Origin of the sequence: Promicromonospora sp. NFX87, assembly GCF_048564965.1 — a bacterium.
In the GTDB taxonomy this organism is placed as follows: Bacteria; Actinomycetota; Actinomycetes; order Actinomycetales; family Cellulomonadaceae; genus Promicromonospora.
The window spans coordinates 155940-180271 of the sequence record NZ_CP183413.1; the positions used below are offsets into that span (position 1 = coordinate 155940).

Annotated in this window: 24 protein-coding genes and 1 tRNA gene; 13 read left to right on the forward strand and 12 right to left on the reverse strand. The window is 71.4% G+C overall.

The features are described 5' to 3' along the window. Positions 1–180: 180 nt before the first annotated feature. The 3 genes from ACNYC2_RS00795 to ACNYC2_RS00805 all read right to left on the reverse strand — a co-directional run bounded on the left by ACNYC2_RS00795 (position 181) and on the right by ACNYC2_RS00805 (position 1018). Positions 181–257: transfer RNA gene (locus ACNYC2_RS00795), tRNA-Pro, on the reverse strand. 132 nt (positions 258–389) lie between these two features. Continuing rightward, complete coding sequence (locus ACNYC2_RS00800) at positions 390–857, reverse strand: RidA family protein (RefSeq protein ID WP_419705240.1); 468 nt, start codon at positions 855–857, stop codon at positions 390–392. Next, entirely contained in the window at positions 854–1018 is a 165-nt protein-coding gene (locus tag ACNYC2_RS00805) for a DUF4177 domain-containing protein (RefSeq protein WP_116677091.1), read from the reverse strand. The genes ACNYC2_RS00800 and ACNYC2_RS00805 overlap by 4 nt, the downstream gene beginning before the upstream one ends. Positions 1019–1126: 108 nt before the next feature. On the opposite strand from ACNYC2_RS00805, the gene ACNYC2_RS00810 reads away from it, so the two are divergent. Both ACNYC2_RS00810 and ACNYC2_RS00815 read left to right on the forward strand, forming a co-directional pair. Next, positions 1127–3475: a transglycosylase domain-containing protein gene (locus tag ACNYC2_RS00810; protein ID WP_419705241.1), complete on the forward strand. Its 2349-nt coding sequence runs from the start codon at positions 1127–1129 to the stop codon at positions 3473–3475. A gap of 5 nt (positions 3476–3480) precedes the next feature. Then, positions 3481–4422, forward strand: coding sequence for a metallophosphoesterase (locus ACNYC2_RS00815; RefSeq protein ID WP_419705242.1), 942 nt, complete (start codon positions 3481–3483; stop codon positions 4420–4422). A gap of 100 nt (positions 4423–4522) precedes the next feature. Here the strand turns inward: ACNYC2_RS00815 and ACNYC2_RS00820 are convergent, their stop codons facing one another. The 4 genes from ACNYC2_RS00820 to ACNYC2_RS00835 all read right to left on the reverse strand — a co-directional run bounded on the left by ACNYC2_RS00820 (position 4523) and on the right by ACNYC2_RS00835 (position 9054). Next, the gene (locus tag ACNYC2_RS00820) at positions 4523–5200 is read right to left on the reverse strand and encodes a Crp/Fnr family transcriptional regulator (protein ID WP_116677089.1); all 678 of its coding nucleotides are present in this window, start codon (positions 5198–5200) and stop codon (positions 4523–4525) included. Between the two features lie 240 nt (positions 5201–5440). Next, positions 5441–6556 (reverse strand): bifunctional 2-methylcitrate synthase/citrate synthase, encoded by a 1116-nt coding sequence (locus ACNYC2_RS00825; RefSeq protein ID WP_377140097.1) that lies wholly within the window; start codon positions 6554–6556, stop codon positions 5441–5443. A 60-nt stretch (positions 6557–6616) separates the two neighbouring features. Beyond that, positions 6617–7522: a methylisocitrate lyase gene (gene prpB / locus ACNYC2_RS00830; protein WP_419705243.1), complete on the reverse strand. Its 906-nt coding sequence runs from the start codon at positions 7520–7522 to the stop codon at positions 6617–6619. Next, positions 7522–9054 carry an MmgE/PrpD family protein gene (locus ACNYC2_RS00835; protein ID WP_419705244.1) on the reverse strand — a complete coding sequence of 511 codons (1533 nt, stop codon included), beginning with the start codon at positions 9052–9054 and terminating at the stop codon, positions 7522–7524. Before ACNYC2_RS00835 ends, prpB begins: the two co-directional genes overlap by 1 nt. A 163-nt stretch (positions 9055–9217) precedes the next feature. Between ACNYC2_RS00835 and nth the strand changes: the two genes are divergently transcribed. After that, on the forward strand, positions 9218–9988 hold the full coding sequence (gene nth, locus ACNYC2_RS00840) for an endonuclease III (protein ID WP_419705245.1): 771 nt from the start codon (positions 9218–9220) through the stop codon (positions 9986–9988). 17 nt (positions 9989–10005) lie between these two features. Here the strand turns inward: nth and ACNYC2_RS00845 are convergent, their stop codons facing one another. Together ACNYC2_RS00845 and ACNYC2_RS00850 are read right to left on the reverse strand one after the other, a co-directional pair. Next, positions 10006–10965, reverse strand: a complete 960-nt coding sequence (locus ACNYC2_RS00845) for an alpha/beta fold hydrolase (protein WP_419705246.1) — start codon at positions 10963–10965, stop codon at positions 10006–10008. 52 nt (positions 10966–11017) lie between these two features. After that, the gene (locus ACNYC2_RS00850; protein WP_419705247.1) at positions 11018–11827 is read right to left on the reverse strand and encodes a winged helix-turn-helix transcriptional regulator; all 810 of its coding nucleotides are present in this window, start codon (positions 11825–11827) and stop codon (positions 11018–11020) included. A gap of 310 nt (positions 11828–12137) precedes the next feature. Between ACNYC2_RS00850 and ACNYC2_RS00855 the strand changes: the two genes are divergently transcribed. Further along, positions 12138–12878, forward strand: coding sequence for a hypothetical protein (locus tag ACNYC2_RS00855; protein WP_419705248.1), 741 nt, complete (start codon positions 12138–12140; stop codon positions 12876–12878). 52 nt (positions 12879–12930) lie between these two features. Here ACNYC2_RS00855 and ACNYC2_RS00860 read toward each other — a convergent pair whose 3' ends face one another. After that, positions 12931–13590 (reverse strand): YceI family protein, encoded by a 660-nt coding sequence (locus ACNYC2_RS00860; protein WP_419705249.1) that lies wholly within the window; start codon positions 13588–13590, stop codon positions 12931–12933. 219 nt (positions 13591–13809) lie between these two features. Between ACNYC2_RS00860 and ACNYC2_RS00865 the strand changes: the two genes are divergently transcribed. Together ACNYC2_RS00865 and ACNYC2_RS00870 are read left to right on the forward strand one after the other, a co-directional pair. Continuing rightward, positions 13810–14262, forward strand: a complete 453-nt coding sequence (locus ACNYC2_RS00865; RefSeq protein WP_377140115.1) for a thioredoxin family protein — start codon at positions 13810–13812, stop codon at positions 14260–14262. Continuing rightward, on the forward strand, positions 14259–14699 hold the full coding sequence (locus ACNYC2_RS00870) for a DUF4395 domain-containing protein (RefSeq protein WP_377140117.1): 441 nt from the start codon (positions 14259–14261) through the stop codon (positions 14697–14699). The genes ACNYC2_RS00865 and ACNYC2_RS00870 overlap by 4 nt, the downstream gene beginning before the upstream one ends. Positions 14700–14790: 91 nt before the next feature. On the opposite strand, the gene ACNYC2_RS00875 is transcribed toward ACNYC2_RS00870, so the two are convergent. Beyond that, a complete protein-coding gene (locus tag ACNYC2_RS00875; RefSeq protein WP_419705250.1) occupies positions 14791–15150 on the reverse strand; it encodes a DsrE family protein in 360 nt (119 codons plus the stop codon). A gap of 152 nt (positions 15151–15302) precedes the next feature. Between ACNYC2_RS00875 and ACNYC2_RS00880 the strand changes: the two genes are divergently transcribed. From ACNYC2_RS00880 to dtd, 6 genes are all read left to right on the forward strand, one after another. After that, a complete protein-coding gene (locus ACNYC2_RS00880) occupies positions 15303–15875 on the forward strand; it encodes an FABP family protein (RefSeq protein ID WP_377224008.1) in 573 nt (190 codons plus the stop codon). A 63-nt stretch (positions 15876–15938) separates the two neighbouring features. Continuing rightward, on the forward strand, positions 15939–17090 hold the full coding sequence (locus ACNYC2_RS00885) for a YgfZ/GcvT domain-containing protein (protein ID WP_419705251.1): 1152 nt from the start codon (positions 15939–15941) through the stop codon (positions 17088–17090). 110 nt (positions 17091–17200) lie between these two features. Then, positions 17201–18316, forward strand: a complete 1116-nt coding sequence (locus ACNYC2_RS00890) for an FUSC family protein (protein ID WP_419705252.1) — start codon at positions 17201–17203, stop codon at positions 18314–18316. A 21-nt stretch (positions 18317–18337) separates the two neighbouring features. Next, on the forward strand, positions 18338–18673 hold the full coding sequence (locus ACNYC2_RS00895; RefSeq protein ID WP_419705253.1) for a DUF2516 family protein: 336 nt from the start codon (positions 18338–18340) through the stop codon (positions 18671–18673). A 35-nt stretch (positions 18674–18708) separates the two neighbouring features. Beyond that, positions 18709–19758: an asparaginase gene (locus tag ACNYC2_RS00900; protein WP_419705254.1), complete on the forward strand. Its 1050-nt coding sequence runs from the start codon at positions 18709–18711 to the stop codon at positions 19756–19758. Further along, complete coding sequence (dtd, locus tag ACNYC2_RS00905) at positions 19755–20180, forward strand: D-aminoacyl-tRNA deacylase (RefSeq protein ID WP_419705255.1); 426 nt, start codon at positions 19755–19757, stop codon at positions 20178–20180. Before ACNYC2_RS00900 ends, dtd begins: the two co-directional genes overlap by 4 nt. Before the next feature lie 14 nt (positions 20181–20194). Here the strand turns inward: dtd and ACNYC2_RS00910 are convergent, their stop codons facing one another. After that, positions 20195–22186 (reverse strand): LuxR C-terminal-related transcriptional regulator, encoded by a 1992-nt coding sequence (locus ACNYC2_RS00910; RefSeq protein WP_419705256.1) that lies wholly within the window; start codon positions 22184–22186, stop codon positions 20195–20197. Between the two features lie 453 nt (positions 22187–22639). Here ACNYC2_RS00910 and ACNYC2_RS00915 point away from each other — a divergent pair, with 453 nt between their 5' ends. Further along, positions 22640–24313, forward strand: a complete 1674-nt coding sequence (locus ACNYC2_RS00915; protein WP_419705257.1) for a glycosyl hydrolase family 18 protein — start codon at positions 22640–22642, stop codon at positions 24311–24313. The last annotated feature ends 19 nt before the right edge of the window (positions 24314–24332 follow it).

Here is a 24332-nt window from a genome sequence, read left to right on the forward strand (position 1 = left end):
ACCGGTGCGCTGGGCAGGCACGAGCGCCCGACGGCGGCCGGTTCAGCGGGTATGCGCCCAGGAGACGTCGGCCCGAGGTCGTCGACTCGAGGCGGGCACCGGATTCCGGCATCTGCCCTCGCCGCGCAATGAGAAAGACCCCCTGACCAAGCATTTCTGCTGGCCAGAGGGTCTTTCACATGGTCGGGGTGACAGGATTTGAACCTGCGACCTCTTCGTCCCGAACGAAGCGCGCTACCAAGCTGCGCCACACCCCGATTGAGTTCACCGCACGACAGGCACGAAGCCTTTCCGCGGGAGCCTGCTCAGGATAGCCGACGCAGGGCCCGGAACGGAAACCGAATCCGGAGTGGGTCCGATCACGCCCGTTCCGGGCCGCTGCGGAAGCGCTAAACCAGCTCGACGACGAGCTCTACCTCGACCGGCGAGTCCAGCGGAAGTACTGCCACGCCGACGGCGGAGCGGGCGTGCACACCGGCGTCGCCGAAGATCTCGCCGAGCACCGAGCTGGCGCCGTTGATGACCCCGGGCTGACCGGTGAACGACGGGTCGCTCGCGACGAACCCGACGACCTTCACGATCCGTGAGATCGAGTCGAGCGAGCCCGTGACCGACCGGACCGCGGCGAGCGCGTTGAGCGCACAGGTGCGTGCGTAGACCGCGGCGTCGTCGGCGGAGACCAGGCCCTCGCCCTCGCCCACCTTGCCGGTCGCGGGCAGCTTGCCCTCGACGAAGGGCAGCTGGCCGGACGTGTAGATGTAGCTGCCGGTCTGCACCGCCGGGACGTACGCCGCGACCGGAGCCGCTACCTCGGGGAGCGTGATGCCGAGCTCGGCGAGACGCTTCTCAAAGCTCATGCGTCACCGCCGGGCCGCTTCAGATAGGCGACGAGACCGGTGCCGTCGGGTCCGGGGACCACCTGCACGAGCTCCCAGCCGTCCGAGCCCCACTGGTCGAGGATCGCCTTGGTGTTGTGAATGAGGAGGGGGATCGTCGCGTACTCCCACTTCGTTGCCATGGCGACGATGCTAGCCCGCGAACGGCGGCGGCGATTCCCTACGAGACCTGCACACGGGCGAGTCCGGTTTGGACGCGCCCTGTCAGGGACACCCCGTAACCTGGGCCCATGGCCATGGCGAACCCTCGCGAGCCGCGCCGGATCACCCGAACCATCCCCGCCGCGCAGCTCATCGGACTCCTTCTCGCATTCGTGCTCACCGCAGGCGCTGGTGGCGTGATCGCGGCCGGGCTCGTGATCCCGCTGGCGTCCGGCGTGAACACCGCCGTCGACACGGGCGTCGAAGTGTTCGAGGAGGTGCCTGCCGAGCTGGTTCCGGGACCGCTGTCGGAGCAGTCCCAGATCTACGCGAGCGACGGCAAGACGAAGCTGGCGACGTTCTACGAGCAGAACCGCATCGTCGTGCCGCTCGACAAGGTGTCGGATCACATGAAGAACGCCGTGATCTCCATCGAGGACGAGCGCTTCTACAACCACGGCGGCGTGGACCCCGAGGGCATCTCGCGCGCTGCGCTCAAGAACTTCGGCGGCGGCGACACCCAGGGCGCCTCGACGCTCACCCAGCAGTACGTGAAGAACGTCCTGATCGAGGAGGCCGACCGGTCGGGCGACGCCTTCGGCATCCTGGAGGCTCGCGAGGACTCGCTGACGCGAAAGCTTCGCGAGGCGAAGCTGGCGATCGCGCTCGAGAAGGAGATGTCCAAGGACGAGATCCTGCAGGGCTATCTGAACATCGCGCAGTTCGGCGCAAGTGTCTACGGCGTCGAGACGGCCTCGCGGCACTACTTCAACAAGTCGTCGAGCAAGCTGTCCGTGGTCGAGGCGGCGACGATCGCCGGTATCACCAAGGCGCCGAACCAGTTCGACCCGCTGGAGAACCCCGAGAACGCCGAGGTGCGGCGTGACCTCGTCATCGGCAAGATGTGGCAGCTCGGCTACATCACCACCGAGGAGCGCGACAAGGCGCTGGGGACGCCGCTGGCGGACACCCTCGACGTCCAGCCGCTCGACGTCGGCTGCGAGTCCGCGAAGGGCGCGGCGTTCTTCTGCGACTACGTGATCAAGGAAGTCATGTCCAGCCCGGAGTTCGGGAAGACCAGGGACGAGCGCTCCAGCCTGCTGTACCGCGGTGGCCTCAAGATCACCACCACGCTGGACATCAAGAAGCAGCGTGCGGCCGAGGCGACGATCAACGACGCGGTCCCGGCCAACGACCCGAGCCAGCTCGAGGCCGCGATCACCTCGGTCGAGCCCGGCACCGGGAAGATCCTGGCCATGGCCCAGAACATCCCTTACGACGCGGGTGCCGAGCCTGCACCCCGGCACACCTCGCTGAACTACTCGGCGGACATCTCGCACGGTGGGTCGCGCGGTTTCCAGGCCGGCTCGAACTTCAAGCCGTACATCCTCGCGGAGTGGCTGCGCTCCGGCCGGCAGCTGTACGACCCCATCAGCGCGAGCGCGTACTCGGCGCAGGTCTCGTCCTTCCAGGTTCAGCCCTGCAAGCGGGGTCTCGGTGGAGACGTCTGGAACGTCGGGAACGTCGAGGGCTCGACCAGCGGCATGACGGACGTGCTCACCGGCACGTTCCAGTCGCTCAACACCGTCTACGCCCGCATGTCGCACGAGCTCAACCTGTGCAACGTGGCCGGTACGGCCTGGGACGCGGGCTTCCGGCCGACCACGTCGTCCGACCCGTCGCCGCGGCTCATCGACGTCCCCAAGGAGACGGACATCGACGTCTTCGCCCCGATGGTGCTGGGTACCCAGTCGACGACGCCGGTCTACCAGGCGGCCTCGTACGCGACGTTCGCCAGCGGCGGCACCTACTGCGCGCCGATCGCGATCCTCGAGGTGCGGGAGCGGGACGGCGCAAAGATGAAGGTGCCCGGCAGCGACTGCAAGCAGACGCTCGAGCCCGAGGTGGCGAACACCGTCGCCTTCGCGATGACCAAGGTCTTCGGCTCCAGGGGAACGGCCTGGAAGCTCGGCGGTGGCCTGAGCGATGGCCGCGACGTGGCTGGTAAGACCGGCACGACGAACGACGCGTACCAGAGCTGGTTCACGGGTTACACGCCCAACCTCTCGACCTCTGTCTGGGTCGGGGAGGCCAACGGCAACTTCAAGCATTTCAACTTCTACGTGAAGGGCCAGCACTACGACGCCCTCTACGGCGGTGAGATCGCCGCGCCGACATGGAAGACGTACATGGACCAGGCGGTCGTCGGCCTGCCCGTCCAGAGCTTCCCGGCACCCGACCCGAGGCTCGTCGGGCAGCGAGCTGCCCCGCCCAAGCCGAACAACAACGACAACGAAGAGGGCGGCTCGAACGGCGGCGGCTCCGGGGACGAGGGTGGGGCCGAGGGTGGCGGCTCCGGAGACACCGGTGGCGGTGGTGACGCCGGTGACGGTGGCGGCCCCGGGAACGGCAACGGCGGCAACAACGGGGACGACTGATCTCTATGGGAACGCTGGGTAACGTCGGCAAGGCGCTCGGGATCGTCGGGGGCGTGGTAGCCGCAGGAATCGCGTATGCGCACGTGGAGACGAAGCTCTTCCGGGTGCGGCGGGTGACCGTGCCCCTGCTGCCCCCGGGGCAACGGCCGATCCGGGTGCTCCACGTCTCCGACCTGCACCTGACGCCGAGCCAGCGGACGAAGCAGGCCTGGGTCCGCTCGCTGGCCGCACTCGAGCCAGACCTGGTGATCAACACCGGTGACAACTTCGGGCACACCGACGCGCTGGCCCCGCTGCTCGACGTCTTCGGCCAGCTCATGGACGTGCCCGGCGCGTTCGTGATGGGTTCGAACGACTACCACGCGCCGTCGTTCAAGAATCCGGCGCGGTATCTGCTGCCCGATGCTCGCATCCCGGGTGCGGGCAACAAGGTGGCGCTGCCCACGGAGTCGCTCACCAAGGCGTTCACCGAAGCCGGCTGGGTGGACCTGAACAACAGCAGGGGCCTGGTCGAGCTGCGCGACGGTCGCACCGTCGGGCTGGTCGGCATGGACGACCCGCACCTCGACCGCGACGTCATGCCGGAGCCGGGCCGCGTGCCCGGTGAGGAGGACGCGGTGCTGCGCCTCGGCGTCGTGCACGCGCCGTACAAGCGCGTGCTGAACCAGCTGAGGGCCGACGGCGTCGACGCGATCATCGCCGGCCACACGCACGGCGGGCAGCTCTGCCTGCCGTTCTACGGCGCGCTCGTGACGAACTGCGACCTGGACCGTACGCGGGCGTCCGGCCTGCACGGCTGGCCCGGTGCCCGGCCCGACCGTGACGGCGGCGAGGGCTCGACCTGGCTGCACGTCTCGGCGGGGGCCGGGACGTCGCCGTACGCGCAGGTCCGCTTCGCGTGCCGCCCGGAGGCGACACTGATGACCCTGACGGCCCGCGCGGTGTAGCTGCGGCCGCAGTCCGCTGTGATCGGCAAAAGGTCAGGTGATCGGCAGTCCGAGCTGCCGATCACCTGACCTTTTGCCGATCACACGAGATGACGGCGCCTCAGCGCGCCCGCCGCTCCAGGCGGTCGAGGTCCAGCAGGACCACCGCCCGGCCCTCACGGCGGACCCAGCCGCGGGTCGCGAAGTCGGCAAGGGCCTTGTTCACGGTCTCGCGGGAGGCGCCGACGAGCTGCGCCAGCTCCTCCTGGGTGAGGTCGTGCGCGACGCGGATGCCGTCGTCGTTCGGCTCGCCGAAACGGGTCGAGAGGTCCAGCAGCGCCTTGGCCACACGGCCGGGCACATCGGAGAAGACGAGGTCCGCGAGGGTCTCGTTGGTGCGGCGCAGCCGGCGCGCCAACGCGCCGAGCAGCTGGGTGGCGACACCCGGGTGGTCGGCGATCCAGCGCACGAGCGACTCGTGGCGCAGCTCGTAGACCACGGAGTCCGACACGGAGGAGGCGGAGGCGGTGCGGGGGCCCGGGTCGAACAGGGAGAGCTCCCCGAACATCTCACCAGGGCCGAGGATCGACAGCAGGTTCTCGCGGCCGTCACTCGACCGGCGACCCAGCTTGATCTTGCCCTGCGCGATGACATAGAGCCGGTCACCCGGTTCGCCCTCGCGGAAGAGCACGTCACCCCGGACCAGCTCCACGGGCACCATGGACTCGAAGAGCGCGCGCGTCTCCTCGCCTTCCATGTCCGCGAAGAGGGGGGCAGAGAGTACGACTTCGTCGTCCACCAGTGGTGTCCTCACGTGTCGGGGACTTTCGTCCATCAGTCTTTTCCACCTCTCAGTCTGCCTCAATGTCACGAGATTGCCGGGTCATCGGGTTTCTCGCGGCGTCCGCGTGGCGTGCAGCCCGACGTGATCGTCCGCCAGGTGCGGGATGTCGGCTTTGCTCGGCGCGAAGTAGGACGCCCGTCCATAAATCCTAGGGGGTTTCACCTGGGAGTTTGGAACGGGCGTCCCAGGGGCCTCTCAGGGAACGTCGCGCTGCTCCGGGCCCACGTACTCGCACACCGGCCGGATCAGCGCGTTGGCCGCTCGCTGCTCCATGATGTGCGCGGTCCAGCCGGTGATGCGCGAGGCCACGAACAGCGGCGTGAAGATGTTCGTGTCGAACCCCATCAGGTGGTACGCCGGGCCGGCCGGGTAGTCCAGGTTCGGCTTGATGTTCTTCCGGCTGCCCATGGCGTTCTCGAGGGTGTCGTACAGGTCGAGCACCGCGGTGTCGCCGTAGTGCTCGGCCAGGTCGCCGAGCACGGCGCGCATGGTCGGCACGCGCGAGTCGCCGTTCTTGTAGACCCGGTGGCCGAAACCCATGATCTTCTTCTTGTTCGCCAGGGCGTCCTCGAGCCAGGCCTCGGCCCGGTCGGCGGTGCCGATCTCCTCGAAGGTCGCCTGCACCGCCTCGTTGGCACCGCCGTGCAGCGGGCCCTTGAGGGCGCCGATGGCGCCGGTGACGGCGGAGTGCAGGTCGGCGAGCGTCGAGGTGATGACGCGGGCGGTGAACGTGGAGGCGTTGAACGAGTGCTCCGCGTACAGCACCATCGAGGCCTCGAAGGCCTGCACGACGGCGGGCTCCGCCTCCTTGCCGAACGCCATCCACAGGAAGTTCGCGGAGTAGCCGAGGTCCTCGCGCGGGTGCACGAGCTCCTGGCCGTGCCGACGGCGCTGGTCCAGTGCGACGACGGCGGGCAGGACCGCCCACAGGCGGACGGACTTGGCGAGCTCGGCCTCGACGGACGAGTCCTCGGCCGCCGGGTCGTGGGCACCCAGGATCGAGACCGCGGTGCGGCACACGTCCATGGGGTGGCAGTCGGTGGGCAGCTCGAGGATGGCGTCGCGGACATTGTCCGGGAGCTCGCGGTGCACGCGCTCGGTCGCCGTCTGCTCGGCCAGCTGGGCCGACGTCGGGAGCTCGCCGTGCCACAGCAGGTAGGCGACCTCCTCGAAGCTCTTCCTCGCGGCCAGCTCCTGCACCGGATAGCCCCGGTACAGCAGCGAGTTGGTCTCGGGATTGACCTTCGAGATCGCCGACGTGTCGGCGACGACGCCGGCCAGACCCTTACGGATCTCCGTGGTCTCGGTCATGAGCACTCCTTCGTGTCGAGACTAAGTCAGGGTTGTGTTTTCGAGATCGGGACTTGGAAATCAGGGCTTGTAGGTGAAGACGTTCGAGTCGAAGTGGTTGTAGGCCGCGTAGTCGGTGAGCTCGTACAGCCGCGCGCGCGTCTGCATCTGGGGCACCAGGGCGTCCTGGGTGCCGGACGCCGAGATCTCCTCCAGCGCGCGCTCGGCGGCGCCCATCGCTATCCGCAGCAGGGTGACGGGGTAGATCACGAGCTGGGCTCCGGCGTCGTGCAGCTGCTTGGCCGTGAAGAGCTCGGACTTGCCGAACTCCGTCATGTTGGCGAGCACCGGGACGTCGAGGGCCGAGGCGACGGCCTCGAACTCCGCGAGGTCCTTCATCGCCTCCGGGAAGATCGCGTCGGCGCCGGCGTCGACCAGGGCCTTGGCGCGGTCGATCGCGAGCCTGAGCCCCCGCTCGCCCGGCTCCGTGCCGCGCACGTCGGTGCGGGCCATGATGAGGAAGTCGGGGTCGCGGCGGCCGTCGACGGCGGCCCGGATGCGCCGGACGGCGTCGTCGAGCCCGACGACCTCCTTGCCGTCCAGGTGTCCGCAGCGCTTGGGGTTGACCTGGTCCTCGATGTGGATGCCGGCCACGCCGGCGTCCTCCATGGTCTGGACCGTGCGTGCCACGTTCATGGGCTCGCCGAAGCCGGTGTCGGCGTCGGCCAGCACGGGCAGGTCGGTGACCCGGGCGATCTGGCCGGACCGGCCGGCGACCTCGGTCAGCGTGGTCAGGCCGATGTCGGGCAGGCCGAGGTCGGCGGAGAGGACGGCGCCGGAGACGTAGACGCCGTCGAACCCCTTGTCCTGGATCAGCTTGGCGCTGAGCGGGTTGAACGCGCCGGGGAGGCGAAGGATGTCCGGCCCGGCGAGGGCCTCGCGGAACGCCCGGCGCTTGGCCGCGGCGGTGAGGTGGGAGTAGAGCATCAGGCCTGCCCCAGCTCGAAGAGGCCCGTCGGGGACTTGACCGTCTCCAGCACACCGGGTGCCGCGACGATCGTGAGCTCACGGACCTCGGCGGGCGTCAGCTCGGGCAGCCGCTCGGCGAGGCCGAGGAAGCGCTCGATCTCCGCGTCCGTCAGGATCCCGGCGGCGAGCGTGCGGAACTTGCCGACGTAGTTCGCGCGGGCGAACGGGCGCGCGCCCAGCGGGTGGGCGTCGGCGACGGCGATCTCGCGCGTCACGACCTCGCCCGAGGTGAGCGTGATCTCCACGCGGCCGCCGAACGCCTTCTCGGCGGGGTCCGTCGAGTGGTAGCGGCGCGTCCACTCCGCGTCCTCGGCGGTGGTCACCTTGCGCCACAGCTCGACCGTGTCGGGCCGCTGCGCGCGCTCGGGGGCGTAGGAGTCGACGTGGTGCCAGCCGCCGTCCTGCAGCGCGACGGCGAAGATGTACGGCACGGAGTGGTCGAGCGTCTCGCGGGACGCCGTCGGGTCGTACTTCTGCGGGTCGTTGGCGCCCGAGCCGATCACGTAGTGCGTGTGGTGGCTGGTGTGCAGCACGATGCCCTGGATGTTCCGGGGGTCCCGCAGCTCCGGCCGCTCGTTGCCGAGGGCGCGGGCCATGTCGATGACGGCCTGCGCCTGGTACTCCGCGGAGTGCTCCTTGGTGTACGTGTCGAGGATGCCGGTGCGCGGCTCGCCGGCCTCGGGCAGCACGACGTCGTAGGCGGCGTCGGGCCCGTCGAGGAGCCAGGCGACGACGCCGTCCTCACCCTCGTAGATGGGCTCGGGGGAGGTCTGGCCGCGCAGCGCACGGTCCACCGCCTCGACGGCGAGCTTGCCCGCGAACGCCGGGGCGTGCGCCTTCCACGTGGAGATCTGGCCCTTGCGGCTCTGCCGCGTGGCCGTGGTGGTGTGCAGGGCCTGGCCGATCGCCTGGAACACGGTCTCGGTGTCCAGGCCGAGCAGCGTGCCGATGCCGGCCGCCGCCGACGGGCCGAGGTGCGCCACGTGGTCGATCTTGTGCTTGTGCAGGCTGATCGTGCGGACCAGGTCCACCTGGATCTCGTAGCCGGTCACGATGCCCCGGACCAGGTCCTTGCCGGTGCAGCCCGCGTGCTGGGCCACCGCGAGGATCGGCGGGATGTTGTCACCCGGGTGGGAGTACTCGGCCGCGAGGAACGTGTCGTGGAAGTCGAGCTCGCGCACCGCGACGCCGTTGGCCCACGCCGCCCACTCGGGGCTGCTCGTCGCCTCGGGCGCGAGGCCGAACACGGTGGACCCGGGACGGTACGGGTGCGCCTGGGCCTGCGAGCGGGCGGCGACGGCGGGCCCGCGGGTGAGGCTGGCCGCCGCGACGGCGGCGTTGTCGATCACCCGGTTGATCACCATGTCGGTGACCTCAGCGGTGGGTTCGACGGTGTCCGTGGCGAGCTCCGCGAGCTTCCAGGCGAGCTGGTCGGTGCGCTTGAGCGGCTCGGCAGACGGGTAGACGCGCAGGTGGTGCGTGTACGGCATGGTGACTCTTCCTCGATTCACGTGGACCCTCGTGGGGCCCTCAGATATGCGTGCTCGACCTTCTCATACTCCGCGTCCTAGGTACATGGCGCCAAACCGGGCGGCCGAGCTCAGGGGCCGATGTCTGGGGCCTATGTCAGTGGGGATCGTTAGTCTGGCCGATGTGACCACAGTCAGGGAACGCGAACCCGAGAACGCGGCGAAGGGCACGGCGGAGAGCAGGCTGGCGCTCGTGCGCAGAGCGCGGCGTGTCAATCGCCTGCTCGCGGAGACCTACCCCGATGCCCGGGCGGAGCTGGACTTCACGACGCCGCTGGAGCTGCTGATCGCGACCGTGCTCAGCGCCCAGACCACCGACGTCCGGGTCAACCAGACCACGCCGGAGCTCTTCGTGATGTATCCGGACGCCCAGGCTTACGCCGAGGCGGACCCGGACGAGCTCGAGGACATCCTGCGGCCCCTCGGCTTCTTCCGGGCCAAGGCGCGGGCGGTGATCGGCCTGGGCCAGGCGCTGGTCGAGCGGTACGACGGCGAGGTCCCTGGCCGGCTGAAGGACCTGGTCACGCTCCCGGGCGTCGGGCGCAAGACGGCGAACGTGGTGCTCGGCAACGCCTTCGGCGTCCCGGGGATCACGGTCGACACGCACTTCGGGCGGGTGGCGAGACGGCTCGGCTTCACCACCGAGGAGGATCCGGTGAAGGTCGAGACCGAGGTGGGGGAGCTGTTCCCCAAGAAGGACTGGACCATGCTCAGCCACCACCTCGTCTGGCACGGGCGACGGGTGTGCATCGCGCGCAACCCGGCGTGCGGGGCGTGCAGCATCGCCGACCTGTGCCCCTCCTACGGGGCGGGTGAGACGGACCCCGACAAGGCGGCGAAGCTGGTGCGCCCGGCGCCGGAGCGCTCGGAGTCGGCGGGCCTGCCCCTCAAGTAGTGCCGTCCCGAGCAGTGCTAGCTCGGCGCGGGACTCACCCGGGCCAGCCACCTCAGCAGGATCCGGTTGACCTCGTCCGGGGCTTCCTCGGGCAGGAAGTGGCCGGCGCCCGGGATCAGCTCGTAGTGGAGGTCCGGCGCGAGGGCTATGGCATCGAGGTCGGCACGCTCGGGCCGCACGATGCCGTCCCGGCCGCCCTGCAGCTGCAGCGTCGGCACACCGAGCGGACGGCGCAGCGCGGTACCGAACCGGCGGCCGTCCATCCGGGGTGTGGACCGCACGGCCCAGCGCAGCGCCTCGGCTGCCGAGTGCGCGGCGAACGGGATCCGCATGACGGCCTTGTACAGGTCGACCACGTCGTCGGGCAGCGGGGTGGCCGCGCCCAGCGCGAGCGTGCGCTCCACGAGGTCGCCCTGGGCCAGTGCCCGCTCAGGCAGGGTCGGGACCTGCAGGTACGCGATCTCGCGCAGGGCCGCCGTCGTGAAAGCGGCCCGGCTGCGCAGGCGCACCCGGGCCGGGTGCGGGCTGGCCAGCACGGCGACCGCCGTCGTCGTACCGGGGTGCAGAGCACCCATCGCCCAGGCGAGCGTGCCGCCCGTGCCGTGCCCCACCACCACGGCGCGCTCGCGCCCGAGGGAGCGGACGACGCCCGCGACGTCCGCCGCCCGCGCGGGTACCCCGTAGCCCGACGGCGGCTTGTCCGACCCGCCCACACCGCGCACGTCCATCGCGGCGACCCGGTAGCCGGCGTCGGCCAGGGCGGGGATCTGCGCGCGCCACGCCCACCAGAACTCGGGGTAACCGTGCAGGAGGACGACCAGCGGCGCCGAACGGCTCTCGGTCCCGGCGACCGCCACGTGGAAGCGTGAGCCGCCCGACGACACGAACTCGTGCTGCCACGGACCCTCGACCAGGGCGCACGTGTAGTCGCTGGTGGCTGCCGTGCGGACGGCCGGTCGGGCCGAGAGTGCGGTCACAGGTACGAACCTACGCGGTCGCTGCCGCGCGCGCCCGGCTACCGGCCACCGTTCAGTGGCCGGTCTGGGCGACCTGTCTCCCGGCCGGCCCCGCGTTGGGGTCGTCCGTGCCGGCCGTCGCGGCGTCCGCCGGTGCGGGCGGGAGCGCCGCGGAGGGCGGCGGAGCAGGGAGCTCCTCGATCGGCCGTTCCTTCGGCGGGTCGAACCGGTAGCCGACGTTGCGGACCGTGCCGATGAGCTGCTCGTGCTCAGGTCCGAGCTTGGCCCGGAGCCGCCGCACGTGGACGTCGACGGTGCGCGTGCCGCCGTAGTAGTCGTAGCCCCAGACCTCCTGCAGCAGCTGCGCACGCGTGAACACGCGGCCCGGATGCTGCACGAGGTACTTGAGGAGCTCGAACTCCTTGTAGGTCAGGTCGATCGGGCGACCGCGCAGCCTGGCGGTGTACCCGCCGGCGTCGATGGCGAGCTCGCCTGCCGAGATCTCCTGCTGCGACTCCTCGGCCGGGCCGCGCGCCGAGCGCTCGATCACCAGGCGCAGGCGGGCCTCGACCTCGGCGGGCGAGGCGGTCTCCAGCAGCAGGTCGTTGGCGCCCCACTCGTGGGTCACCACGGTCAGGCCGCCCTCGGTGAGGATCAGCACGAGCGGCACGGTCAGGCCCGTCGCGTGCAGCAGCCGGCAGGTGGTGCGGGCGGCGACCAGGTCACGGCGGGCATCCAGCAGGACGACGTCCGCATCCGGGGCGTCGACGAGCGCCGACGGCTCCATCGGAAGCACTCGGACCCGATGCGAAAGCAGTCCTAGTGCGGGCAGTACCTCGGCAGACCCACCGGTGGCGGGTGTGAGGATCAACAGCTCTGCCATTGACGCACCTCCTCTCGGAACCGGCGTCTTGCAACCGTCCCTGGCTCGGGTCTCGCTGTAGCGAGACGTCCCGTCGCGTCCAACTGGCTCTGCGGAAGTCTGCCCTGTTGCTTGTTGCGTGCATGTTACACGCCCTTTTCCTGGACACCACCATGCTGGTCAGGACACGTGACACTCACATGACACGCGCGTTGCCCGACTCTCACAGGCCTCTGATCAGGCGGTACGGCGGCCCGTCCGGAGGCTCTTTCGGACACTCTCCCGGACCCAGATTGAAGGAACTCGGACAGACTCTGGAAAACTCGGTGTCGTGTCCGTCTCCACCCGCGCCGTGACGACCGCTGCCCTCGCAGCCCTCGTCGCCGCTGCGTCCTACGTCCAGCCCCGGCCGCTGCCCCTCGTGGCGGCGGTGGTGGTCCTGGTGGTTCTCGTCGCGCTGGGCTGGCCGTCCCTGCTGCGGCTGCCCGCGGCAGGGAGCACGCGGCTGGTCGTGGCGCTCTGCGGTATCGGCGGGGCGGCCGCCACGTACTTCACCCAGGGCGAGCCGGTGCTGCGAAACCTGCCGACGGTCCTGGCCGGTGCGGTGGTGCTCTCGTTCATCGCACAGATGCTGCGCCGCGACGGCCGTCCGCAGCTGACGGAGTCGGTATCCGGCACGGTCGCGGGTGTCGTCGCCGCCATCGCGACCTCCGGCTGGATCGCCGCCGCACGGTCCGACGCCGGCGCCACGCTGGTGGTGACGAGCGCCGTCGCGCTGGCGGTCGCCGCTGCCGTGGCGGCGCTGCCGGTCCGCGGCTGGGTGGCGCTGGGGATCTCCGCGGTCGCCGCCGTGCTGGTGGGCGGGGCCGCGGCGACGCTGCTGCCGGACATCGACACCGTGAGCGGCCTGTGGTGCGGGCTCGTCGCCGGTGTCGTGGTCGGTGCGCTGCACCTGCTGCTGGAACGGCTGCCCGCCCGCGGAGCGCGGCTCGCCGGGCTCACGGCGGCCGCGCTGCCCGTGGCGGTCTGCGGCATCTTCGTGTTCGTCGTGGGCCGGATGGTGATCCTCTAGGACCGACGGATCGGGACCTGCGGATCCGGACCGACGGATCCGGCCCGACGGATCAGGACTGGCGGATCATCTCGCCGGCGATCTCGATGCGGACCTTCTTCGCGACCAGGACGCCGCCGGCCTCGAGCGCGACGTTCCAGAGCAGGCCCCACTCCTCGCGGTCGATGTCGCAGCTGCCGTGGAACCCGAAGATGTCCTGGCCGTAGGGGTCGTGCCCCACGCCGCCGAACTCGCAGTCGAGCGAGACCGGGCGCGTGACGCCGCGGACCGTGAGCAGGCCGTCCATGACGAACTTCGTGAAGGAGCCGTCGGGCTGGTCCGGGTCGTGCGGACGGCGTCCCGCGGTGCCCGCCTTGAGCCGCGCCCACGAGAAGATCGGGTCCACCTGCGTCCGCATCCGGAAGCCGGTGCTGCGGAACTCGATGGTGGGATGGTTCTCGACGTCCAGGAAGTCGGGGCCGGACAGGTGCGCGTCGCGGTCGGGCACGTGGGTGCCGATGGACGCCGCCTGGATCGTGCAGCTGACCTGGGACATCAGGGGGTCGTCGGCGACGAGCACCGACGCCTCGCCCTCGGCGAACTCACCGCGGACAGGGCTGACCATCATGTGCATGGCGAGAAAGCCGAGCCGTTTGTGGTTCTGGTCGAGCGCGTACTTCCCGGCCGCCGGGATGGTGATTCCGTTCCAGGTGCGGGTAGGCAAAACTTCCATCTTAGCAAATTCTCCCATATATGCGGATGCATGCACGTTACCACCGGGGCGACATCGGCTTGGTAGGCATTTCGGCACGAGAAATACTGCTTCGGGCGGGGGTGGTGCCAAGGAAATCACGCGCGCGATCCTGCGAGAAGCGAGCAGGCGTGCAATGTGACAGGCGTCATTGCAGGTGAGGACTTGTCTGGACGAGCAACACACGGCATCGTGGGTTAAATGTTGTTGGGACAAGTGGTCGCGCTGGTCGTGCTCGTGCTGGGTACCGCAGCTCTCGGAGTGTGGTGGTCGGCACGTCAGGGTGCCGTGCGCGCGCCCCGGCAGGCGCCGGCCGGCATCGACTGGGCGTCGGCCGGGATCGCGCTCGCGGACCGGGTGACGTTCGTGCAGTTCTCTGCCGAGGTGTGCGCCGCGTGCCGGTCCACCTCACGGGTGCTCGGCGGGCTCACCGGCTCGAGCTCCGGCGTCGGGCACCGCGAGCTGCTCGTGGACGACCACCTCGACCTCGTGCGCAGCCTGGGCGTGCTCCGCACGCCCACCGTGCTCGTGGTCGACGGCGGCGGTCGCGAGGTGGCCCGCATGAGCGGCGTAGTCTCCGACACGCAGGCACGACAGGCACTCAACCGGGTCCCCACTGCGGCGGCCGAAGCGGACGGGGAAGGGCAGTCATGAGCGTGAACAAGGGGATCGACCCGCGCGGACCGCGCGTCGGGGCAAGCATCACGGCGGTGCTGCTGGCAGCCGTGGTGCTGCTCGGCGCGAGCACCGCCGGACTGTGGCTGCTCACGTTCATCATGCTGAGCTTCCTGCTCGGCACGCTGCGCGGAGCCGAGGGCTCGTGGCAGGGCATGCTGTTCAAGAAGTTCGTCCGGCCCCGGCTGGGCCCGCCCGCGGAGATGGAGGACCGGCGTCCGCCGCGCTTCGCGCAGGGAGTCGGCCTCTTCGTCACCGCGGTCGGCGTGATCCTCGGGTTCTTCGGCGTGCTTCCGGCGGTGCCGATCGCGGCAGCGGTGGCGTTCGTCGCAGCGGCGCTCAACGCCGTCGTCGGCCTGTGCCTCGGGTGCGAGATGTACCTGCTGCTGCGTCGGACGGGCCTGGTCCGCGCCTGAGCACCACGCTGCCGAGGTAGAACCAGGGCGAGATAGAACCCCGGCCGAGCCGGCGTTCTATCTCGCCACAGTTCTATCTCGGCGTACTGGTTCAGTAGACGAGCGCCTGGGCTCCGTCGCGCAGGATCTCCTCCGTGAAGAGGGCCGCGCCCGCGATCCGGACGCCGGGCAGCACGTCCGCCTCGGTGATGTCCCTGCGCGCGGCGCACTGGGTGCAGAGCGTGACGGTTCCCGCGGCCAGGACGGCCTCCAGCAGGTCGGGCAGCGGCGTCGCGTGCTCGAGCGTGAGGTCGGCCGCGCGGCCGGGCAGCGCGAACCACGCCGACTCCCCGGTGAGCCAGAGGCTCACCTCTGCCCCGGAAGCCACGGCGGCGGCCGCGACGGTGAATGCCTGGTTGGTGGCCTCGGGCCGATCCAGGCCCGCAGTGGTCTTGATCACGAGCTGGCGCATGCCGCTGACTGTAAGCGCTCGACCGTTAGGATCGACAGCATGTCGATCCATGCCCTTGAGCTCATCTTCACCGGCCTCATCGTCGCCGTCGCCGTCGCGGTCACCTGGTTCGCCGGCTACGTCGTCTACAAGCTGTACACGGGCCAGCGCTGATGACGTTCACGTTCCCTGACGGCCTCTCGCCCGACGTGTACCCGCTGGCCTGGCTGGTCGGCCGGTGGCGCGGCGAGGGCGTGATCGAGTACCCGAGCATCGGCAAGAAGACGTTCGTGCAGGACCTTGTCTTCGACCACGACGGCGGCCCGTACGTGCGCTTCGAGTCCACGCTGCGGGTACTGGACGAGACGGTCCCCGACAAGCTGCCCGACGACGGCGAGTGGCCGGCCCCCGTGCCGGACCCGGCCGGCACCGTCTGGTCCACCGAGACCGGCTACTGGCGGGTGTCCACCGACCGCCCCGACGGCCTCGAGGACGAGAAGCACGCGCTCGAGGTGCTCGTCGCCGACGCCTCCGGGCGCATCACGGTCTACGTCGGCGCCGCGGGCAACGGGCGGATCGACCTGGCTTCGGACGCCATCGCGCGGACGTCGACGGCGTCCGAGGTGCGGGCGTCGAAGCGGCTGTACGGACTGGTGCAGGGCCGCCTGCTCTGGGTGGAGGAGCTCGCCGCGTTCGGCGAGCCCATGCGCTCTTACGCGTCGGCGGAGCTGGACCGGCAGTCGTAACCCGCAGAGACAACGCAGGCGGGGAATGCCCCGCCCGCCCACAACGCTGCACCTGAGGTGAGCATGGATTACGAGAGCCCCCTGTTGAGCCGCCACGGCGCGGTCGCCGCGTCCGGTCCCGACGCCGGGATCGCCTGGCACTACGGCGACCCGACGGCCGAGCAGCGCGCGCTGTCGCGCGGCGGGGCGGTGGTCGACCAGTCGCACCTCGGGATCGTCCGGGTCGCCGGCCCGGACCGGCTGAGCTGGCTGCACTCGATCACCTCGCAGCAGCTCGACGGCCTGGCGCCCCGGACCAGCACGGAGCTGCTGGTCCTCTCGCCGCAGGGCCACATCGAGCATGCGGCGGGCGTCGTGGACGACGGCGAGGCCACGTGGCTGATCACCGAGCGTGAGTCGGCGCCCGGCCTGGCCGGCTGGCTCGACCGGATGCGGTTCACGCTCCGTGTCGAGGTCGCCGACGTCACCGACGAGTGGGCGGCGATCGGCGAGCCCGTCGCCGCGGAGGGCGTCGAGGGCGAGCCTGTGACCTGGCACGATGCCTGGCCGAACGTCCTGCCCGGCGGCACGCGCTACGGCCCGCCCGAGTCCGAGCACCCCGGTACTACCCGCCCGTGGCGGCTCGTGCTGGTGCCGCGTGCGGACCTGGAGGCCGAGGTCTCGGCACGTGAGGCGGCCGGCTGGCCCCTCGCCGGCACCTGGGCCACCGAGGCCCTCCGGGTCGAGGCGTGGCGCCCGCGGTACGCGCGCGACGTCGACGCCCGCAGCATCCCGCACGAGCTGGACTGGCTGCGGACCGCCGTCCACATCAACAAGGGCTGCTACCGCGGCCAGGAGACCGTCGCCCGCGTGCACAACCTCGGCCGGCCGCCGCGCCGGCTGGTCATGCTGCACCTCGACGGCTCCCAGCACCTGCTCCCCGAGCCCGGCGCGGAGGTGCGCCTCCCGGCGCCGGACGGCGGGGCCGGCAAGGTGGTGGGCACGCTGACCTCGATGGCCCGGCACCACGAGCTGGGTCCCATCGGCCTGGCCGTGCTCAAGCGCAACGTGCCCGAGGACCAGGAGCTCATGGTGGCGGGGGAGGTCTCCGGTCAGGTCCTCGAGGTGTCCGCGGCCCAGGAGGTAGTGGTTCCCGGCGACGGTGTCTCGGTCGACCGCCCGGAGTCGCACGGTCCGCTGACCCGTGGCCTGCGCGGTCCGGGCAGCCTGATCTGACCGCGAACCTGTCAGACGCGCACGCATGTGTCAGACGTACAGGTCACTCCGTTGACCTGTACGTCTGACACGGTCTCGGGGCCCGGGCGGGTGGATGCGAGGATGCACCCGTGAGCTCACTGTCCGGCTCGGCCGACGAGATGTGGCGCAAGGCCATGCGCACGCTCATGCTGCGCACCCGGTTGCGCCAGGGCTGGACACGCGCGCGGGCGGGCCTGATCCCGATCGCCCAGGCCTCGCTCGCCGCCGGCGCCGCCTACCTGGTCGCGCGGTACCTGCTGGGGCACGAGCAGCCCTTCTTCGCGCCCGTCGCGGCGTGGGTCCTGCTCGGGTTCTCCGCGCAGCGGGACGTCCGCCGGGTCTCCGAGATGGCCGTGGGCGTCGCGGTCGGCGTCGCCATGGGCGACCTGATCGTGCACCTCATCGGGTCCGGCTGGTGGCAGCTCTCCCTGGTGCTCTTCATCTCCGCGATCGCCGCCCGGTTCATCGACCGCGGCGCCCTCCTCGTCACGCAGGCCGGGGTGCAGGCGATCATCGTGGTGGGCCTGCCGTCGGTCTCCGGCGGGCCGCTCGGGCGGTGGACGGACGCCCTGGTCGGCGGTGCCATCGCCCTCCTCGTCGCGCTGCTCACGCCCGGTGACACCCGGCGTCGTCCGAGGGCCCTCGCCGAGCAGGCGGTGACCGAGCTCGCCCAGACCCTGGAGACGCTCGCCCGTGGCCTGCGCTCGCGGGACGTCGACGACGTCCAGGCCGCCCTCGTGCGCGGCCGGGCCTCCGAGCCCGTGCTCGCCGAGTGGCAGGAGGCCGCACGCGGGGCGCGCGAGCTCGCGCGGATCTCCGTGGGGCGGATGTATCGCGCGGAGCTCGCCCGGCTGGAGGAGCAGGCGGTGCTCGTGGACCGGACCATGCGTTCGGTACGGGTCATGGCCCGCCGCGTGCTCCCTGTCATCCAGGCCGACCACGACGTCGAGCCGGTGGCGGAGCTCGTCGAGGGCTTCGCGACCGGTGTGCGGCAGCTCGCGTCCGACGTCGGCTCCGGGGGTGACGGCAGGCGCGGACGCGACGCCCTGACCGCCGTCGCGGCGCGGGTGGACCCGCGGACCGTCGGCGAGGGCGACTGGCAGGTGCAGTCGCTGGTGATGCTGCTGCGCTCGCCCGTCGTCGACACGCTGGAGGCCGCGGGCGCCTCCCCGGGCGAGGCCAGGGACGCGCTGCCGGAGCTGTAGCCAGTGCCGTAGGCTCGCGGCGTGGGATTCTTGCAGTGGTTCGTCATGGCCGCACTCGCGCTGGTGGTCTTTGTCGTGCAGGTCGTCGCACTGATCGACGCCGCACGCCGACCCGACAAGGGCTTCCGGGCCGAAGGGCGGTTGCCCAAGGTCGGCTGGCTGGCGATCCTTGGCGTCGCCGCCGCGCTCGGCTTCCTGGGGCTGCCGCAGGGCTGGCTCCAGGGCGGGTTCATGTTCGGCTCGTTCCTCAACATCATCGCGGTGGCGCCGGCGATCATCTACTGGGTGAGCCTGCGTCCTCGTCTGCTGCCGTACAGCTCGCGCAACCGGCCGCGTGGACCGCAGGGCGGCTGGTGACCGCGCCGATGGAGACCGGGCGAGCAGGGTCACCGATGACCCGGACCGGGCGGACGGCGTCGGGCAGCGTGTTCGACGACGCCGCGCCGCTGGCCGAGGTGATCCGCGGCGATCTCGTCGAGTCCGTGCACCTGGGGCACCTCGTGGTGCTCGACCCGGCCGGCCGGCCGGTGATCCAGGTGGGCAACCCGACCACGCAGATCTGGGCGCGGTCGTCGCTCAAGCCGCTGCAGCTCGTGGCGATGCTGCGCGCCGGCCTGGAGCTGCCGGACCGCCTGCTGGCGCTGGCCGCGGCCAGCCACAACGGCGAGCAGTTCCACCTCGAGGGCGTGCTGCAGATCCTCGCCTCCAGGGGCCTCGGCACCGGCGCGCTGCAGAACACGCCTGACCTGCCGCTCTACCCGCCGGCCGCGCTCGAGTGGCACATGGCGCCGCTGAGCGGCGGACCGGGTCCGGCGTCGCTCGCGCAGAACTGTTCGGGCAAGCACGCCGCGATGCTCGTCACCTGCCTCACGCAGGGCTGGGACATCGAGACCTACCTGTCGCCCGAGCATCCGCTGCAGCGGGCCGTCCGCGCGACCGTCCTCGAGCTGACCGGCGACGCCGAGGTGGTCATGCACACCACGGTCGACGGCTGCGGCGCACCCCTGTTCTCGACGACGCTGCTCGGCCTGGCCCGCGCGTTCTCGACCCTGGGCGCCGCGCCCACCGTCGACGTCATCTCACACGAGGCGCGCGTCGGCCGTGCGCTCTCCGCGCACCCCGACATGGTGGGCGGCACCGGCCGCGACGCCACGCTCGCGATGGAGGCGGTGCCGGGCCTCGTCGCGAAGGACGGCGCCGAGGGCGTCTACGCCGCCGGGCTGCCCGACGGCTCCGCCATCGCGTTCAAGGTGCTCGACGGGTCCGCACGGGCCCGTCCGGCGATCCTCGCCGCCGCCCTGCGCGCCGCGGGTGCGGCAGGCCTGCCCGGTGTGTACCCGGGTGGCCTCGACGGGCTGGGCCGCGTGCCGGTGCTCGGCGGCGGCCGGCCGGTCGGAGAGGTCCGGGCGGTCTTCGCCGATGCGTACGAGGTCCGCCGATGAGGGCGGTCCTGCAGCGCGTCACGCGCGCCTCGGTGACCGTCGACGGCGAGGTTGTCGGCGCCATCGACAAGCCCGGCGTCATGGCGCTGGTCGGTGTCACGCACGACGACGGTCCCGCCCAGGTCGAGACGATCGCCCGCAAGATCGCCGAGCTCAGGATCCTGCACGACGAGAAGTCAGTGGCCGACGTCGGCGCGCCCGTGCTCGTCGTCAGCCAGTTCACGCTCTACGGCGACGCCCGCAAGGGGCGCCGCCCGACCTGGGTCCAGGCGGCGCCGGGGCCGGTCGCCGAGCCCCTCGTGGACGCCGTCGTCGCCGCGCTGCGCGAGCGCGGCCTGACCGTCGAGACCGGACGGTTCGGTGCCGACATGCAGGTGGAGCTGGTCAACGACGGCCCGGTGACGATCCTCGTCGAGGCCTGACCGGGCGTACCGGCTCACCCCCTGAGCGCCAGCACCGCCAGCTCCGTCCGGGAGCGCACCCCGAGCTTGCGGAAGACCCGCCCCAGGTGCACCTCGACGGTGCGGACCGACACGTAGAGGTTCGCGGCGACCTGCCGGTTCGTCCGGCCCTGCACCACCAGCCGCGCGACGTCGAGCTCGCGTTCGGTGAGCAGGCCGTCCCACTGCCCGCACAGATCCTCTTGCGCGGCGGCAGCCTGCCCGCCGGCAGCCTGCCCGAGGCCGGCCTGCCCGCCGCCGGCGGGTTCGTCCCCGGGCTCGTCCGGCGCCCGGCCGCCCGTCCCGCCCGCACCGGCGGGCACGAAGCCCGGCGTCTTGAGCGCCTGTTCGGCGATGTGCTCCCAGGCCTTCGCCCCGGACTCCTCGAACAGCTCGTGCGCCCCGAGCAGGTGCGCCGCGGCGTCCCCGGGCAGGCCGAGGCGCGCGTACGCGCGGGCCGCGACCAGCTCGGTGAGGCCGCGCTCGAACGTCGAGCCCACCCGCAGCGACGCTTCGACGGCCCGTTCGCGTGCCCGGTTGACGCCAGAGGCGTCCGCGAGGGCGAGCTCGGCCCGCGCCAGGTCGAGCCGACGCCGCCGCGTCGGACCGCCGGAGAAACCGCCCGCCGAGTCCGGACCCGCTGTCGGCAGGACGTGGAGCCGAAGGCGTTCGTGCGAGTGCCGGGCAGCCCGGTCCTGGCCGGCGAGCACGAGCAGCTCCACCGGGTCGGGGGTGGGCAGCCAGAGCCTGCGCAGCTCGTCCCCGCCGCGTTCGGCCGCGAGCCCTAGCAGCGTGGCCGCCTCGACCCAGCGGCCGTTGAACACCGCGGTCTGGGCGCGGTCGCCCAGCGTCGCGGCCCGGACCACGGGCGCCACCTGCCCAGGCACCGAGGCCTCGAGCGCGGCGGTCGGGCGGCTCAGGTGCCCCTCCCGGACCAGGTCGAGGCGCCGCGCGAGCGCTATGCCGAGCCCGCCGAAGGCGAGGGCGACGGGCAGGCGCTCGACGGCGTCGTCGAGCACCGATGCCGCGCCGGTGATGTCGCCGAGGCGCAGCGCGAGGTACGACTGGGCGACGCGCAGGTGCGCCTCCGCGAGCGGCGTCATGGCGTCGGAGGGGCCGTCGAACCACCAGCTGGGCGGGCGTGCGGGAGCCAGCTCCGCGACCTCGGCGAGGACGGCCGCGGCCTCACCGGGGGCGCCGTCGAGCATGCGCATCATCTTGCGCGCGGCGGCGAGCGCCGCACGGTCGGCGCCGCAGGCGTCGCCAGGGACCACCGCGTCGGGCCGGCCGTCCAGGAGCGCGAGCGCGATGCCGAGCGGGCGCGCGGCGTCGGGCGCTCCGTCGGCGGGGGAGCCGGTGCCTGCGGCATGGGCGGCACGGCGGAGGTGCATGACGGCGTCGTGCACGTGCCCCGCCCAGAGCGCCGCCCGGCCGGCCACCGCGAACGCGCGTGCGCGCACCTGGTCGGTGCCGTGGCTGGCGGCCTCGCGGGCCACCTCGTGCGCGCGGTGGACGTCGCCGCGCGCGAGGTGCTGCTCGGCGAGCTCGACCAGCCCGTCCGCGAGCAGGGGGTCGCCCGCGAGCGTGCTGAGCGCCGTGTGCCACATGGCGACGAGCGGTTCGTCGGCCCTGCGGTGCACCTCCGCGAGGGCCCCGTGGGCGGCGGTGCGGGTGGCGAGGTCGGCGTCCTCGTGGACTATCGAGCGGATGCGGGGATGGTGGAACCGGAACCGGCCGCCCACCAGGTGCAGGTGCCGGCCGGCCGGTCCGGCCATGAGCGTGTCTATGTCGGTGCCCGACGCGGCGAGCAGCACCTCGGTGCGGTCCACCACGGCGACGGCGGCGACGAGCAGCACGCGGCGTGCGTCCTCGTCGAGGCCGAGCGGGCCGACCGCCTCGCGGACAGCGCGCGCGGCAGGTAGCGGGTCCGGCATCAGCGCCGTCCCGAGGAGATGCTCGTCGTCGAGCATCCGGGCTGTCTGGTCCACACATCCAGGTTCGTCACCCACCACTCGGCTGAGCTCGCACGCGACGTGAGGTGCCACGGTGCGGTCGCCAAGGGGGAGCGGAAATACGACTTGCTGCGGCAGCGCGGTCATCGTCGACACCCTCCCGGATTCGTTCAAGGTGCTCGCAAGTATGGCCTCCGAACGTTTCACCCGCATCAACCTGAGGTCACGACTTTTGCTGCGAACCGCCGTCTGACCTGCCATGCTGCCCCGTCCCGAGGGCGAGGTGCCTGATACCGCACGAGGTTGTTTCGGAGGCGAAGGTTTCACCCCGTAACAACCACGTGCGGATCGCGCGGTTCCACTACGTAGTCCCATCGTGTGGAATTCCCTTATTTCCCATTAACGCAGGTTTCCTTACTTTTAGCGGAGCGTGACCCAGCGCTACCCACCGCTACCGGCGCAGCACGACCGGACCAGAGAGGGAAGACGATGGACTCGACGTACGAACCGCCGTCAGGCATCAGCAAGACAGGCCGACGAATCCTCGCGGGGGTGGCCGCGCTCGCCGTGGCGGCCTCCGCCGCCGTGACGGGCATCGGCCTCCGGGACGCGAACGCGGCGGAGAGCGAGGCCGCCTCCGCTGCCGGCACCTCCGCCATCAACGGCTTCCGCAGCGTCGGCTACTTCGCCCAGTGGGGTGTGTACGGGCGCGGCTACCAGGTCAAGCAGATCGACACGTCAGGCGTGGCCGACGAGCTGACCCACATCAACTACGCCTTCGCGAACATCCACCACCAGAACCTCGAGTGCTTCGAGGCGAACAAGGCGCAGAGCCCTGGGCCCAACGGCTCCGACGGCGCGGGCGACGCCTGGGCCGACTACGGCATGGGCTACACGGCGGCCAACTCGGTCTCCGGCGCCGCCGACTCCTGGGACCAGCCGCTGGCCGGGTCGTTCAACCAGCTCAAGCAGCTCAAGGCCAAGCACCCCGACCTCAAGGTCATGATGTCGATCGGCGGGTGGACCTGGTCCAAGAACTTCTCGCTGGCGGCCAAGACCGACGCCTCGCGCGAGAAGCTCGTGTCGAGCTGCATCAACATGTTCATCAAGGGCAACCTGCCGGTCATCGACGGCCGCGGCGGCGCCGGTGCCGCCGCAGGAGTCTTCGACGGGTTCGACATCGACTGGGAGTGGCCGGGCTCGCCGAACGGCGCCGAGGGCAACCACGTCGATCCGGTGAACGACAAGCGCAACTTCAAGCTTCTGCTCGCCGAGTTCCGCGAGCAGCTCGACGCGCTCAGCGCTCAGACGGGCAAGGACTACGAGCTCTCCGCGTTCCTGCCCGCCAACCCCGCGGACATCACGGCGGGCGGCTGGAACGACCCCGAGATCTTCAACTACCTCGACTTCGGCAACGTCCAGGGCTACGACCTGCACGGTGCGTGGGACGCGGACCTGACCGGACACCAGGGCAACCTGTACCACGACCCGGAGGACCCGCGGGAGGCCGCACGGCAGTTCAGCGTCGACCTCGCGGTGCGGTCGTACACGGACGCGGGGATCGACCCCGCACAGCTCGGCCTCGGCCTCGCGATGTACGGGCGCGGCTGGACCGGCGCCCCGTCGTCCGACGCGTGGGGTACCGCGACCGGCCCGGCCTCCGGGCAGTGGGAGGCGGGCATCAACGACTACGACGTGATCAAGAACGTCGGGACCGGGTACTACGACGCCGCCCTCGGGGCTGCCTGGCGGCACGACGGCAGCACCTGGTGGTCGTACGACAACGAGCAGTCCGTCCGGGCCAAGGCCAACTTCATCCGGGCAGAGGGCCTGGGCGGGGCCATGTGGTGGGACCTGTCGGGTGACCGGTCCGGCACGCTGACCGGCGCGCTGCAGGGTGTGCTCGGCACCGGTACGCCGGGACCGGTGGAGGGTGGCGGTCCGACGGACCCGACCGATCCCCCGGACCCGACGGACCCGCCGGACCCGACCGACCCGCCGGTCGAGGAGTGCACGGCGGCAGCCTGGAGCGCGTCGGCCGTCTACGTGGGCGGGAACACCGTCTCGCACAACGGCCACGAGTGGCGCGCCAAGTGGTGGACGCAGGGCGAGACGCCCGCGCCGTCCGAGTGGGGGGTGTGGCAGGACCTGGGCGCCTGCTGAGCTGAGCTGTCAGACGCTC

Bases quoted from the DNA above. Each gene is read 5' to 3' on its own strand.
- ACNYC2_RS00800 (WP_419705240.1), bottom strand. From the start codon at position 857: ATGAGCTTTGAGAAGCGTCTCGCCGAGCTCGGCATCACGCTCCCCGAG.
- ACNYC2_RS00805 (WP_116677091.1), bottom strand. From the start codon at position 1,018: ATGGCAACGAAGTGGGAGTACGCGACGATCCCCCTCCTCATTCACAAC.
- ACNYC2_RS00810 (WP_419705241.1), top strand. From the start codon at position 1,127: ATGGCCATGGCGAACCCTCGCGAGCCGCGCCGGATCACCCGAACCATC.
- ACNYC2_RS00815 (WP_419705242.1), top strand. From the start codon at position 3,481: ATGGGAACGCTGGGTAACGTCGGCAAGGCGCTCGGGATCGTCGGGGGC.
- ACNYC2_RS00825 (WP_377140097.1), bottom strand. From the start codon at position 6,556: ATGACCGAGACCACGGAGATCCGTAAGGGTCTGGCCGGCGTCGTCGCC.
- prpB (WP_419705243.1), bottom strand. From the start codon at position 7,522: ATGCTCTACTCCCACCTCACCGCCGCGGCCAAGCGCCGGGCGTTCCGC.
- ACNYC2_RS00835 (WP_419705244.1), bottom strand. From the start codon at position 9,054: ATGCCGTACACGCACCACCTGCGCGTCTACCCGTCTGCCGAGCCGCTC.
- ACNYC2_RS00850 (WP_419705247.1), bottom strand. From the start codon at position 11,827: ATGGCAGAGCTGTTGATCCTCACACCCGCCACCGGTGGGTCTGCCGAG.
- ACNYC2_RS00860 (WP_419705249.1), bottom strand. From the start codon at position 13,590: ATGGAAGTTTTGCCTACCCGCACCTGGAACGGAATCACCATCCCGGCG.
- ACNYC2_RS00865 (WP_377140115.1), top strand. From the start codon at position 13,810: ATGTTGTTGGGACAAGTGGTCGCGCTGGTCGTGCTCGTGCTGGGTACC.
- ACNYC2_RS00870 (WP_377140117.1), top strand. From the start codon at position 14,259: ATGAGCGTGAACAAGGGGATCGACCCGCGCGGACCGCGCGTCGGGGCA.
- ACNYC2_RS00875 (WP_419705250.1), bottom strand. From the start codon at position 15,150: ATGCGCCAGCTCGTGATCAAGACCACTGCGGGCCTGGATCGGCCCGAG.
- ACNYC2_RS00880 (WP_377224008.1), top strand. From the start codon at position 15,303: ATGACGTTCACGTTCCCTGACGGCCTCTCGCCCGACGTGTACCCGCTG.
- ACNYC2_RS00885 (WP_419705251.1), top strand. From the start codon at position 15,939: ATGGATTACGAGAGCCCCCTGTTGAGCCGCCACGGCGCGGTCGCCGCG.
- ACNYC2_RS00900 (WP_419705254.1), top strand. From the start codon at position 18,709: ATGACCCGGACCGGGCGGACGGCGTCGGGCAGCGTGTTCGACGACGCC.
- dtd (WP_419705255.1), top strand. From the start codon at position 19,755: ATGAGGGCGGTCCTGCAGCGCGTCACGCGCGCCTCGGTGACCGTCGAC.
- ACNYC2_RS00915 (WP_419705257.1), top strand. From the start codon at position 22,640: ATGGACTCGACGTACGAACCGCCGTCAGGCATCAGCAAGACAGGCCGA.